This is a genomic window from Promicromonospora aerolata, assembly GCF_042682255.1.
In the GTDB taxonomy this organism is placed as follows: Bacteria; Actinomycetota; Actinomycetes; order Actinomycetales; family Cellulomonadaceae; genus Promicromonospora; species Promicromonospora aerolata.
The window spans coordinates 435,591-448,197 of sequence record NZ_JBHUHF010000001.1 but is presented as its reverse complement, the minus strand read 5'-3'; the positions used below and the strand labels follow the sequence as shown (position 1 = coordinate 448,197).

9 protein-coding genes and 1 pseudogene are annotated in these 12,607 nt (G+C 71.4%); all 10 read right to left on the bottom strand.

The window, feature by feature from the left end; genetic code table 11:
* Positions 1-315: 315 nt before the first annotated feature.
* Entirely contained in the window at positions 316-1,266 is a 951-nt protein-coding gene (locus ACFSL2_RS02035; protein WP_377196231.1) for a type IV toxin-antitoxin system AbiEi family antitoxin domain-containing protein, read from the bottom strand.
* A gap of 375 nt (positions 1,267-1,641) precedes the next feature.
* Complete coding sequence (locus tag ACFSL2_RS02030; protein WP_377196230.1) at positions 1,642-3,549, bottom strand: ABC transporter ATP-binding protein; 1,908 nt, start codon at positions 3,547-3,549, stop codon at positions 1,642-1,644.
* The gene (locus ACFSL2_RS02025; RefSeq protein WP_417629349.1) at positions 3,546-5,471 is read right to left on the bottom strand and encodes an ABC transporter ATP-binding protein; all 1,926 of its coding nucleotides are present in this window, start codon (positions 5,469-5,471) and stop codon (positions 3,546-3,548) included. The genes ACFSL2_RS02030 and ACFSL2_RS02025 overlap by 4 nt, the downstream gene beginning before the upstream one ends.
* Positions 5,472-5,633: 162 nt before the next feature.
* Complete coding sequence (hisF, locus tag ACFSL2_RS02020; protein ID WP_377196228.1) at positions 5,634-6,404, bottom strand: imidazole glycerol phosphate synthase subunit HisF; 771 nt, start codon at positions 6,402-6,404, stop codon at positions 5,634-5,636.
* Entirely contained in the window at positions 6,404-7,357 is a 954-nt protein-coding gene (locus ACFSL2_RS02015) for an FKBP-type peptidyl-prolyl cis-trans isomerase (RefSeq protein ID WP_377196227.1), read from the bottom strand. The genes hisF and ACFSL2_RS02015 overlap by 1 nt, the downstream gene beginning before the upstream one ends.
* 72 nt (positions 7,358-7,429) lie before the next feature.
* Positions 7,430-8,791, bottom strand: a complete 1,362-nt coding sequence (gene pafA / locus ACFSL2_RS02010; RefSeq protein WP_377196226.1) for a Pup--protein ligase — start codon at positions 8,789-8,791, stop codon at positions 7,430-7,432.
* Between the two features lie 272 nt (positions 8,792-9,063).
* Positions 9,064-9,777 (bottom strand): annotated as a pseudogene (gene prcA, locus ACFSL2_RS02005) (proteasome subunit alpha); the annotation flags it as partial.
* Positions 9,774-10,613, bottom strand: a complete 840-nt coding sequence (gene prcB, locus ACFSL2_RS02000; RefSeq protein ID WP_377196225.1) for a proteasome subunit beta — start codon at positions 10,611-10,613, stop codon at positions 9,774-9,776. The gene prcB and the pseudogene prcA, both read right to left, overlap by 4 nt.
* On the bottom strand, positions 10,610-10,807 hold the full coding sequence (locus ACFSL2_RS01995) for a ubiquitin-like protein Pup (protein WP_377196224.1): 198 nt from the start codon (positions 10,805-10,807) through the stop codon (positions 10,610-10,612). The genes prcB and ACFSL2_RS01995 overlap by 4 nt, the downstream gene beginning before the upstream one ends.
* A 96-nt stretch (positions 10,808-10,903) precedes the next feature.
* Positions 10,904-12,565: a depupylase/deamidase Dop gene (gene dop, locus ACFSL2_RS01990; RefSeq protein WP_377200751.1), complete on the bottom strand. Its 1,662-nt coding sequence runs from the start codon at positions 12,563-12,565 to the stop codon at positions 10,904-10,906.
* Between the last annotated feature and the right edge of the window lie 42 nt (positions 12,566-12,607).

Here is a 12,607-nt window from a genome sequence, read left to right as displayed (position 1 = left end):
GGGCCGGTCGGGTCGGTCGGGGCCGGGCCGAACCGCAACCTCCACGTCGATGTGGCCGCCGAACCGCAGGTTGCGCGTCGATCGGTGCCCCGGTGGACACGCAACCTTCGGATCGACGCCTGGATCGACGTGTCGGCTGCGGTTCGGCGATCATGGTCTGGTACGCAGGTTGCGGTTCAGCGGTCCTGGTCGAGCGAAAGTTGCGGTTCGGTCGCCCAGGGACAGGCGCCGAGCCGATCAGAGCGACCACCCGGCCAGATCTGACTGCCGAACCGCAGGTTGGTCGTCCACACCGCGGCAACCGGCGCCGGACCCTCAGGAGAGTCCCCCGTTGTGCGCGTCCAGCGTCGCGCGCACCGTGCTCGATACCGCGCCAGGCGTGTACACCGCCTCCTTGCGGAAGTGCAGAACTACTGCCGAGACGGCAGTGAGGTCGTTGTGCCGCTCGGAGTCCGCGTCCAGGTGCGCCAGGTCGTGGTGTTCGTCGCTGTCGATCTCGGCGATCAGGATCCGCCCGTCCTTCAACGTCCACCCCAGGTCACCTCTGCGCACGACGCCGGAGAGGTCGCGCACCGGCACCTGCAACATGTCCGGTGGCACGCCGTTGTCGACGCAGTCGAGCCGGGCACGGGTCTCGGACGGCGACTCGGCACGTGCGTCCACCTCGCCGAAATACCCGTGCCGTGTCGCGATCCCGCGCCGGCCCCGGGTTCTGGCATGGATCTCGTCCAGCTCGTCGAGGGCGACGATCCCCCGGTTCAACGCGTTGTCCATCACCCCGACGGCGTGGAACCGGTCCAGCTCCGGCACGGCTTGGACCAACGCCCAGTCCGGGGTGGCCACGGCGATCCCGTCGACCTCCGTCACGGTCATCCCGCCGTCGAACATGCGGGCGTGGATACCGTCCCGCGAGTAGGCGCGGCGTCCGCCGGGAAGGGACGCTTGCGGCTCGAGCGCCATCGGCAGGCCCCAGACGCCGTGCAGGGCAAGCGCACACGCGCCGACCACCACCGAGTCGGGACCCAGCGCGAGCTTCGCGGCGAACGCCGCCCGACGTCGTCGGTGATCGGGGTGCCGGGCAGCGACCGGAGTCGGGTCGGTGTCGTACACGCCACGGGTGACCCGTCTCCACGCACCCGACTCGAGCCGGCCCGTGACGCGGGTGAGCGACACGCCGAGAGCACGACACTGTGCAGTCGTGACCAGGCCCGCCTGGGCCTTCGCGATGATCCCGAGTTCGCTGGGTAGCTCGATCCTTCGTCCCATGCCGCCAGACAACCCCACGGAGCCCGCCCGTTTGGTGCCTTGTGCAGCCGGCTGTGCACGAACTCCGTCCGACGGCGGGTGTGGTCGCGCTCGGCAGGTTCTGCCGCCGTCGACCGGTACCGTCGACCGGCTCGAACGGTTTGCTCCGGTACACGACGCAGCCTCGGCGTCGAACCGCAATGTGCGCGCCCGCGGATGCCGTCCAGCAGCACCCAACCGCAACGCTCGTGTCGATCTCGACGTCGACCCGAACGTTGGAGGTCTGGATCGAGCGTGATCGACGCGCACGTTGCGGTTCGAGACCCACAAGCCCGGCCAACGTGCGGTTCGCGAACCGTGGTCCGGGCCACCATGCGGTTCAACGCCGCGAGGCCCCTACCGGGTCTGGGCCACCCAGCTCGCGTGCATGCGGGAGTAGATGCCGTCGGCCGCGGTCAGCTCGTCGTGCGGGCCGACCTCGGCCACGTGGCCCTCGTCGACCACGACCACCAGGTCGGACGCCTCCGCGGTCGACAGCCGGTGCGCGATGGTGATGGTCGAGCGTCCAGCCGTCAGGGAGTCCAGTGCCCGCGCGATGCGGACCTCCGTCGCGGGGTCCACCGCCGACGTCGCCTCGTCGAGCACGAGCAGGTCCGGCTGGGCGAGGTCGGCGCGCGCGATCGCGACGAGCTGCCGCTCCCCCGCCGACAGCGCCTCGCCCCGCTGGCCCACCTCCGTGTCGAGCCCGTCGGGCAGGTCGGCGAGCCAGTCGGACAGACCGAGCTCGACGAAGGCCCGCTCGACGGCGGTGCGGGTCTCGCCGCCGTCCTCGACCAGAGGTCCGGGGGCCGGCCGGAGCGCAGCCTCCGTATCGCTCGTCGGGCTCGCCGGGACGCGCAGGCCGTACGCCGCGTTCTCGAGCACCGTGCCGTCGAAGAGGAAGCCCTCCTGCGGCACGAGCACCACGCGTTCGCGCAGCGACGCGAAGGCGAGGTCGCGCAGGTCCACGCCGTCCAGCTCCACGGCGCCTGCCGTCGGGTCCATGAGGCGCGTGACGAGCTTGGCGATCGTCGTCTTGCCGGAACCGGTCTGTCCCACCACCGCCACCTTGGTGCGCGGCGGCAGGTCCAGCGTCACACCGTGCAGCACCTCGGGACCGTTCGGGTACGCGAACCGGACGTCGCGCAGCGTCACGTGGGCCGGTCCCCGGTCCTGCGTCACCGCGCCCGGCTTCTCGGCCACCTGCACCGGTGTCTCGATGACGGCGATCACCCGCCGCCACCCGGCCACGGCGTTCTGCAGCTCGTTGAGGATCTCGGTGGCCATCTGCACCGGCCCGGTGAACAGCTGCACCAGGAACAGGAAGGCCACGAGCTGGCCCGCCGTCAGGCCGCCGCCCACGCCGAGCAGCGTTCCCACGACCACCACGACCGCGAGCACGAGGTTGGCGATCAGCACGCCGGACGAGAACGTCGCCGCGACCAGGACCTGCGACCGGGCCTGCGCGCTACGGGTGGCCTCGACGGCGCCGCCGATCCGGCGCCCCGTGCGCTCGGACACCCCGTAGGCGCGCACCGTCTCGGCGCCCACGACCGACTCGGAGACCGCACCGAGCATCGCCCCGACCCGCTCGCGCACGAGGGTGTAGGCGCGGTTCACGTACTTCTGCCCGTACCGGATCACGAGGAACATCGGCACGAACGCGATCCAGACCACCGCGGTGAGGATCGGCGAGTAGACGAGCATGAGCCCGGTCGCCACCACGATCTGCAGCGCGCTGACGAGCAGCATGATGCCGCCCCACTGCACGAACAGCGACACGGTGTCGACGTCGTTGGTCACCCGGGAGACCAGGGCGCCGCGGCGCTCGGTGTTCTGCGTGAGGGTCGACAGGTCGTGCACGTGCCGGAACGCCTTGACCCGCAGCGTCGCCAGCCCGGCCTCGGCCGAGCGGAACAGGCGCACGTTGACCAGCGCCGCGCACAGGCCCGCCAGCACGAGCGCCCCCGCCGCCAGCGACGCGAGGAGCGCCACCCGCCCGGCGTCCGGCCCGGCGTCCGCCAGGATGCCGACGTCGATGGTCTGCTGCACCGCGAGCGGCACCACCACGCGCCCGGCGGCCGCGAGGGACGCGAGGGCGAGGGTGATCCAGATGCCCTTGGTGATCTCAGGACTGATCTGGATACCGCGACGCAGGGTCGCGAAGACCCCCAGGTTGCTCGTGGACTCGATGCGGGCACCGTCGGCGTCGAGCAGGTCCTCCGGCACGTCGGTCACATCGGGCTCGTCCGTCGCCGTGGTCATCCGGCCACCTCTTCCAGCTCGTCGTCCAGAACGCCGGCCGCGGCCGCGTCCGCCCGCTCCTGCTCGCGGCGCTCGGTCTCGACCTCATAGGCCGTGGCGAGCTCGCGGTAGCCGGGGTCGCGCCCCATGAGCTCGTCGTGCGTTCCCGCGTCGACCACGCGACCGCCGTCGACGTGCACCACCCGGTCGGCCAGGGTCACCGACGACATCCGATAGGCGACCATGATCACGGTGGTGCCCGGGCTGCGGTCCCCCGGACCGGTGGCGCCCTGTGCGGCTGCCCTCTCGTCGGCCCGGTCGGCCAGCCCACGCAGGATCTCCTGCTCCACCCGCGGGTCGACGGCGCTGGTCGCGTCGTCGAGCACGAGCAGTCGCGGGCCGCGCACCAGGGCACGCGCGATGGCGAGCCGCTGTCGCTGCCCGCCCGACAGGTTGGCGCCCCGCTCCCCAAGCGGCGCGTCGAGCCCGCCGTCCAGAGCACGCACCGTGTCCTCCAGCCGGGCGAGCCGCAGCGCGTCCCACACCTCGGAGTCGGACGGCGCGCCGGGCGCACCCTCGTCGGCGAGCGTCACGTTGCCACGCACCGTGTCCTCGAAGATGAACGTGGTCTGGGTGACGAACGCGATCTGGCCCGGGATCTCACCGTCGGCCAGGGTCCGCGCGTCGACGCCGTCGAGCAGGACCTTCCCGCGGGTCGGGTCGGACAGCCGCGCCAGGAGGCTCACGAGAGTGGTCTTGCCGGAGCCGGTCGTGCCCACGACGGCGACCGTCGCACCCGGCTCCACGTCGACGTCGACACCGTCCAGGAGCGTGATCGGACGTCTCTGCGCCCCGCTGAGCGCCGGCACGTCGACGCCCACACCCTCCAGCCGGACCGCGAGGCCCGCCTGCCCGGGTGTCCGCGGCAGCCGGTCCTCGCCGTACGCAAGGGCTCCCGTCGAGTCGACGACCTGCGCGATGCGCTCGTAGCCGACCAGGGCACGGGGCAGCTCGCCGAGCACCCAGCCGAACGCCTGGACGGGCACCGTCATCATCGTCAGCAGGTAGGCAGCGGTGACGATGTCGCCCGCGTCGACGTCGCCGGTGGAGATGCGCCACGTGCCGATGCCGAGCACCAGCAGGGTGCCGACGGCCGGCAGGGTCTGGATCACCGGGTCGAACAGCGAGCGCACGATGCCGACCCGCACGTTCGCCGCGCGCAGCTCCTGGGTGCGGACGTCGAACCGGCCCTCCTCGCGGTCCTCGGTCCCGAGGGACTTGACCAGCAGGGCCGCCTCGAAGCTCTCGTGCGCGGCGTCGGCCACGTCGCCCCGCAGGCGCTGCGCCCTGGTGACGGCCGGCGACATGTGGCGCTGGTAGACGGCGTTCACGGCCACCGTGACGGGGATGATGGCGAGCGCCGCGACCGCCAGCCAGGCGTCGATGGTGAAGAGCATCCCGACGGAGACGCCGATCATGACCACCACACCCAGTGCGAACGGCAGCGGGTTGAAGACGCCGGTGGCGGCCTCCGTGTCGGACGTCGTGTGGTTCAGGAGCTGGCCGGCCGGGTGCGCCCGGTGCCAGGACGCGGGCAGGCGCAGGTACTGCCGGGTCAGGGCCGTGCGGTGGTCGGCCTGCAGGCGGACCGCGCCGAAGCCTGCCCAGATGCGGCGGCCGGCGACGGACAGGGCGAGCATCAGCGCGACGGCCGCGAGCACGAGACCCGCGAGCCAGACGCGCTCGCGTGCTCCCGCGTCACCGGCGATGGCCGGGACGACGACGGAGTCCGTGGCCCAGCCGACCGCGCGGCTGACACCGACGGTCAGCGCACCGAACAGCGCGGACACCCCGACGGCCAGGGCGTAGATGCCGGGGTGGGAGCGCATACCGCGCCACATCAGTGCGAGCGACCGCCTGACCCGGGAGCCGGTCAAGGTCATCGGTCTGGATCGCGGGGCGTCTGTGGGCACGGCAAAACCTCGCTTCCTCGGGGACGATGTCATTTTCTCACGACCCGGGAATCGATTCGACAGATTTTCGCCCAGGGCATCGACGACGATATGACCTCAACCTTGGTTGAGGTCAAGGCTGGTCGGAACAGGTCAGCGGACGTCGAGACCCGCCGCACGCATCGTGTCCTTGACCTGGCTCACGGTCAGCGCACCGAAGTGGAACACGGAGGCCGCGAGGACGGCGTCCGCCCCCGCCTCGGCGGCCTCCACGAAGTGCTGGGGCGTGCCCGCGCCGCCGGACGCGACGAGCGGCACCTGGACCCGCTCCCGCACGGCCCGCAGCATCTCCAGGTCGAACCCCGCGGTGGTCCCGTCGGCGTCCATGGAGTTGAGCAGGATCTCGCCCGCTCCGAGAGCCGCTGCCTTCTCGGCCCACTCGACGGCGTCGATCCCGGTGCCACGCCGTCCACCGTGCGTGGTGACCTCGTAGCCCGACGGGGTGGTGACGTCGCCCGTGACCCGGCGCGCGTCGACGCTCAGCGTCAGCACCTGCGAACCGAACCGCTGGGCGATCTCGGCGATCAGCTCGGGCCGCGCGATGGCCGCCGTGTTCACGCCCACCTTGTCGGCGCCGGCCCGCAGCAGCCGGTCGACGTCGTCGGTCGAGCGCACGCCGCCACCCACGGTGAGCGGCACGAAGACCTGCTCCGCGGTGCGGCGTACCACGTCGATCATGGTCTCGCGGTCGCCCGACGAGGCGGACACGTCGAGGAACGTGAGCTCGTCGGCCCCCTCGGCGTCGTACCGGTCGGCGAGCTCGACGGGGTCGCCCGCGTCCCGCAGGTCGGCAAAGTTGACGCCCTTGACCACTCGGCCGGCGTCGACGTCCAGGCACGGGATCACACGGATCGCGACGGACATCAGCCCTCCTTCTTCTGGGGTTCTTCCTCGGCGCCCGCCTTGTGCGGATCGAGTTGGTGCGCGTCGAGTATGTCGACCACGTACACCAGCGTCTCGCCGGCGAGCCGGCTCTTGGTGTTCGCGTAGGCCTGCTGCGGCGGTACCACCAGCAACACCTGGGACCCGACGGTCTGTTCCACCAGCCCCTGGTCCCAGCCCTCGACGAGCCGTCCGATGCCGATCTCGGCGGACTGCGGCGGGGTGCCTTCCGTCCACGTCGTGTCGACCACGCTCCCGTCGCTCCACCGCACCGCGGTGAACTCGACGGTGAGGATCTGGCCGGCACGCACCTGTGGGCCCGAGCCGCGGATCAGCGGGTGCACCACCAGCCTTGACGGGGGCTCCGCGCCGCGCGGGATCCGCACCTCCGGGACACCGAGGTCGTCGAGGCGCACCTGGGGCAGGTTCTTGGCCGGGGCCGGGGCCTCGACGCCGGACGCACGGGCGGGCAGCACGTCCACCACCAGCAGCACCGGGACACCGTCCTGCTCCTCGATGAGCGAGAGGCGCGCACCGACGCGCTTGCCCTCGAGCGCCTCGAAGAGATTGTTGCCGAGGGACCCCTCGGTCATCGTGTACGCGACGGGCGCCGTGCGGAACGTGTTCTGCAGCTCCGTACCGTCCCGACCGTCCTGCGCGTAGAGGTTCAGCAGCACGGGGTCGTCACGCTCCAGCACGTCCCCCGTGCCGGGCCACACCGAGCGCGAGCCCGACCGCACCACGTCGAACGGCTTCTGGTACTCGAGCGTGGGCGGTGCGCCGCTCGTCCCCTGGACCTGGAACGGGGCCTGCGAGGCCGAGGACGTCGGTGCCGGGCCGACGTCCACCGGTAGCGATGCCGGCGCGCACGCCGTGGCCGCTGTCACCGTCGCCGCTGCCAGCGCACCGACGATGACGCGCACCCAGGAATTCACCTGCAAAGTGTCCCATGACGGAGGTGTGCCCCGGAATCGACCGATGGTCCATCCCGGGGCACGGGCCAGGCCTCACATGCTCTCGATGAGCCGCTCCACCCTGTCGTCCACGCTCTTGAACGGGTCCTTGCACAGCACGGTGCGCTGCGCCTGGTCGTTCAGCTTGAGGTGCACCCAGTCCACCGTGTAGTCCCGCCGCGCCTCCTGTGCCGCGCGCACGAAGTCGCCGCGCAGCTTGGCCCGGGTGGTCTGCGGCGGGAGCGCCGTGGACTCGAACACCTCCAGGTCCGTCGTGACCCGCTCGACCATGCCACGTGCCGCGAGCAGGTTGTACAGACCTTCCGTGCGGGAGATGTCGTGGTAGGCGAGGTCGAGCCGCGCGACGCGCGGGTCGTCGAGGCCCAGGCCGTGCTTCTCCTGGTAGCGCCGGATGAGCCGGAGCTTGATCGCCCAGTCCAGCTCGCGGTCCACGAGCGACACGTCCTCCGCCTCCAGGGCGCGCAGCCCGCGCTCCCACAGGTCGAGCACCTGCTTGACCACCGGTGTGACCTCGAGGTTGGCCTCGACCAGCTCGCGGGCCCGCTCGTAGTACTCCGACTGGATCTCGATGGCGGTCATGGTCCGGCCGTTGGCCAGCGTCACCGCATGCTTGCCGCTGCGGTCGTGACTGATCTCGCGGATGGCGCGGATCGGGTTCTCCAGGGTGAGGTCCCGCATCGGCACCCCGGCCTCGACGAGGCGCAGCACCAGGTCGGTGCTGCCCACCTTGAGCATGGTGGTCGGCTCCGCCATGGAGGAGTCGCCCACGATGACGTGCAGCCGGCGGTAGAGCTCGGCATCGGCGTGGGGCTCGTCACGCGTGTTGATGATCGGGCGCGACCGCGTCGTGGCGCTGGAGACCGCCTCCCAGATGTGGTCGGCGCGCTGGGAGAGGCAGTACACCGCACCACGTGGGGTCGAGAGCACCTTGCCTGCCCCGACCAGGATCTGGCGGGTGATGAGGAACGGCACGAGCACGTCGGACAGCCGCGAGAAGTCGCCCGACCGCCGCACCAGGTAGTTCTCGTGGCACCCGTAGGAGTTGCCGGCCGAGTCGGTGTTGTTCTTGAAGAGGTGGATGCGGCCGGGCAGGTCCTCGTGCTCCAGGCGCTGCTGCGCGTCGGCCACGAGCCCTTCCAGGATGCGCTCCCCGCCCCGGTCGTACGACACGAGCTGGCGCACGTCGTCGCACTCCGCCGTCGCGTACTCGGGGTGGGATCCGACGTCGAGGTAGAGGCGGGAACCGTTCCTCAGGAACACGTTCGAGGAACGGCCCCACGCCACCACCTTCCGGAACAGGTAGCGGGCGACCTCGTCAGCGGACAGGCCACGCCCGTCGTCGGCGGCGCACGTCACGCCGTACTCGGTCTCAAGACCAAAGATCCTACGGTCCATGGACTTCCCCTCCCGGTTCGCGGAACCTGCTGCTACTGCTCGGTGCCAGGCGTGGTGCCGGGGGTGTCCGGCCGGTCACCGGGCTTGTCGTCGGGCGAGGTGGTCTCGGGCGAGGTGGTCTCGGGCGGGGACCCCTCGCCGGTGGGCTCCTCGGTCGGTGACGCGTCCGTTTCGTCGGCCGGAGCCTCCGGTGCCGGCACCGGCTCGGCCCTGGCCTGGGTGCCGCCCTCGGCCTCGGCGGTGGGCTTGCCGGCGGACGCCGGCGGTTCCGCGTCCCCGGCGGGCGCCTCCGCGCCGTCGGCGAGGAGGTCGGCCAGGACGGGGCGGGCGAGACGCCGGAACGCCCGCCGCGGCCTGTCCCGTTCCAGCACCGCGACCTCGAGCTGGGCCGCCTCGATGGTGCGCGACGCCGAGCCCTCCCCCGAACCGAGTGCGGCCACGGCGAGCCGCAGCGCCTCCCCGAGCGACATGTCCTCGCGCCAGCCCTCCTTGACGCGCCGGCCGAGCTGTTCGGCCTGGCCGCCCATGACGACGAAGCCGTGCTCGTCCGCCACCGTGCCGTCGTAGGTGAGCCGGTAGATCTGGTCGTCCGTCGAGTCGGCGCCCACCTCGGCGACGACGATCTCCACCTCGAGCGGCTTCGACTCGGTGATGAACACGGTGCCCAGCGTCTGGGCGTACGCGTTCGCCAGGCCGCGTGCCGTCACGTCGGACCTGTCGTAGGAGTAGCCCCGCATGTCGGCGTACCGCACGCCCGCCACCCGCAGGTTCTCGAACTCGTTGTACTTGCCGACGGCCGCGAAGGCGATGCGGTCGTAGATCTCCGAGATCTTGTGCAGCGCGCGCGACGGGTTCTCCGTGGCGAACGCGATGCCGCCGTCGTAGGCGAGCACCACCACGGACCGGCCCCGGGCGATGCCCTTGCGGGCGAAGTCCGCCCGGTCCTTCATCAGCTGCTCGGGCGAGACGTAGAACGGCATGTTCATGCGAGGTGCCCCCTCTCTCGGCGCTGGGCCACGATCTGCTCCGCCACGCGGGAGATCTCCGCATCCTCGATGCGCTGGTAACCGTCCTCGGACACCGTGGCGACCACCGGGAAGATCCCCCGCACGGTGTCGGGCCCGCCCGTCGCCGAGTCGTCGTCCGCGGCGTCGTACAGCGCCTCGACCGCGACGTGGACCGCCGCCTCGGCGTCCATCCCACGCCGCCAGAGCTTCTTCAGGGCACCCCGGGCGAAGATCGACCCCGAGCCCACGCCGTGGTGCTCGTGCTCCTCGTACCGCCCGCCGGTGGCGTCATAGCTGAAGATGCGGCCGACGCCCTGGGCCAGGTCGTAGCCCCCGAAGAGCGGCACCACCGCGAGCCCCTGCATCGCCATGGGCAGGTTCGCCCGCAGCATCGTCGCCAGGCGGTTCGCCTTGCCGGTGAGCGAGAGGAGCGAACCCTCGATCTTCTCGTAGTGCTCGAGCTCGAGCTGGAAGAGGCGCACCAGCTCCAGCCCGATACCGGCCGAGCCGGCGATGCCCACGGCCGAGTACTCGTCGGCCGGGAACACCTTCTCGATGCTGCGGCTGGCGATCATGGGACCGGCGGTGGCCCGGCGGTCACCCGCCAGCAGGACGCCACCGTCAAAGGTGAGCGCCACGATCGTGGTCGCGTGGGGGGACAGGGTCGCCGGGTCGGTCACGCCGGCGGGCATGACCCGGTTCCCGGGCAGGCGGTCGGGGGCGTGCTCGGCCAGGAAGTCCACGAAGGACGACGATCCCGGACGCAGGAAGGCGTCCGGGAGTCGTCCTGTGGTGTGGTCTGCGCTCAGGGTCACTGCCCACCCTTCTGGACGAATCCGCGAACGAACGACTCGGCGTTGGTCTCCAGCACCCCGTCGATCTCCTCGAGCAGGGCGTCGACCTCGTCGTCGTCCTTCTGTGCCGCCGCGGCGGCGGGCGCCGGGGCCTCCGCGTCGTCGTCGGGAGTGCGGTCCTCGTGTGACGGGTTGATTCTTTCCTGACCGGCCATGATCGCCTCCTGGTGATTCTCTGACGTAGTGCTGGTCTCGAAGCCTAGGCCCTGACCCTAGATATTGACCCTAGGCGGTGACACTGACATCGCAGGTCACCTTCTTCCGGAGAGTCCCGCGAGCAGGGTCGCGGCGTCGGGGCTCGCATCGAGCAGCGCGCCGATGTGGCGGCGCGTGCCACGGGTCGGGTCCAGCATCGGCACACGTTGCAGGGCCTGGGACCCGTCGACGTCGAAGATGACGGAGTCCCAGCTCGCCGCCGAGACCTGGCCGCCGTACCGGGCCATCACCTCGCCCCGGAAGTAGGCGCGCGTGTCCGTCGGCGGGTGCTGCACCGCTCGCGCGACGCTCTCCTCGTCGACGATGCGATCCACCGCGCCCTTGGCGAGCAGCCGGTGGTAGATGCCTCGCTCCGGGCGCACATCGGACCACTGCAGGTCCATGGCGTGCAGCCGCGGGTGGTCCCACTCCAGGCCGTCGCGCGAGCGCAGGCGGTCGAGCAGACGCATCTTGGCGATCCACTCCACCTCGCGCGCACAGCTCGCCTGGTCCGTGCCGAGCCGCTCCACGACCGACGCCCACCGGTCCAGGACGGCGTCCGACTCCGCGTCGGTGCCGAGCACCTTGAGGGAGCGCCGCACGACGTCGGCCACCTCGCCCTGGACCTCCAGCGCCGTCATCCGCCTGCCGTCGGCCAGGTCGAGCGGTGCGGTCAGCGTGAGGTCCCGGGAGACCTTCTGCACGTCGCTCACCGGAGCCGCCAGCCGGAGGGCGGTGAGCTCGGCACGGGCGTCCACGCCGGCCTCCGCCAGCTCGTCGAGATGCTCCAGCACCCAGAGCACCAGCGACGTGGTGCCCGTCTTGAGATAGGTGGGTACCTCCATCAGGTTGGCGTCCCCGAGGATCAGGTGCAGCCGACGCCAGCGCTGCCGGTCGGCGTGCGGCTCGTCGCGGGTGTTGACGATGGGTCGGCGCAGCGTCGTCTCCAGGCCGATCTCGGCCTCGATGTAGTCGGCACGCTGCGAGATCTGGTAGCCGGCGGTGCCGCTCGTCGCGCCCAGGCCCACCCGGCCGGAGCCCGTGAACACCTGACGCGTGACGAGGAACGGCGTGATGAGCTCGGCGAGCGTGGTGAACGGCAGCGCCCGGTCCACCAGGTAGTTCTCATGGGTGCCGTAGCTCGCGCCCTTGCCGTCCACGTTGTTCTTGTAGAGCACCACCTCGTTGCCGGGAAAGTTCGCCAGCTCACGCAGCGCGGCGAGCATGACCCGCTCGCCGGCGACGTCCCAGCGCACGATGTCCTCCGGCGTCATCACCTCCGGCGAGGAGTACTCGGGATGGGCGTGGTCCACGTACAGCCGTGCGCCGTTCGTGAGGATCACGTTCGCGGCGCTCGGGTCGTCGTACTCCTCGGCGGCCGGCCGCTCGACCTCCTGCGTCGACCCGGACCGGCGTCGGCCCCGGCCCGGCAGGCCCGGCTCCACCACGGGCACCTGCCCGGTGACGGGGCCCGACGGTGCGGGCAGCGCCGGGTCGTCGGTCAGCATCGACGGCTGCGCCGAGGCGCGGTCGAGGTGGAACCCGCGCGCGTCCTGCAGCGGGTCCTCGTCGTCATAGTCCCAGCGGGCCCTGCCGCCCGTGCCCTCGGCACGCGTGGAGATCGCCCGGTAGGTGGTAACCACCTGGCTCGACAGCAACATCGGGTTGGCCAGGGGGCGACCTGGCTGCAGTACCCCGTACTCGGTCTCGATGCCCATCACACGACGCACGCTCACGTTCACCACCCTATGCCGGAGTAG

Excerpts from the sequence above, each read along its gene's own strand:
- ACFSL2_RS02035 (WP_377196231.1), bottom strand. The coding sequence starts at position 1,266 with ATGGGACGAAGGATCGAGCTACCCAGCGAACTCGGGATCATCGCGAAG.
- ACFSL2_RS02030 (WP_377196230.1), bottom strand. The coding sequence starts at position 3,549 with ATGACCACGGCGACGGACGAGCCCGATGTGACCGACGTGCCGGAGGAC.
- ACFSL2_RS02025 (WP_417629349.1), bottom strand. The coding sequence starts at position 5,471 with ATGACCTTGACCGGCTCCCGGGTCAGGCGGTCGCTCGCACTGATGTGG.
- hisF (WP_377196228.1), bottom strand. The coding sequence starts at position 6,404 with ATGTCCGTCGCGATCCGTGTGATCCCGTGCCTGGACGTCGACGCCGGC.
- pafA (WP_377196226.1), bottom strand. The coding sequence starts at position 8,791 with ATGGACCGTAGGATCTTTGGTCTTGAGACCGAGTACGGCGTGACGTGC.
- ACFSL2_RS01995 (WP_377196224.1), bottom strand. The coding sequence starts at position 10,807 with ATGGCCGGTCAGGAAAGAATCAACCCGTCACACGAGGACCGCACTCCC.
- dop (WP_377200751.1), bottom strand. The coding sequence starts at position 12,565 with ATGGGCATCGAGACCGAGTACGGGGTACTGCAGCCAGGTCGCCCCCTG.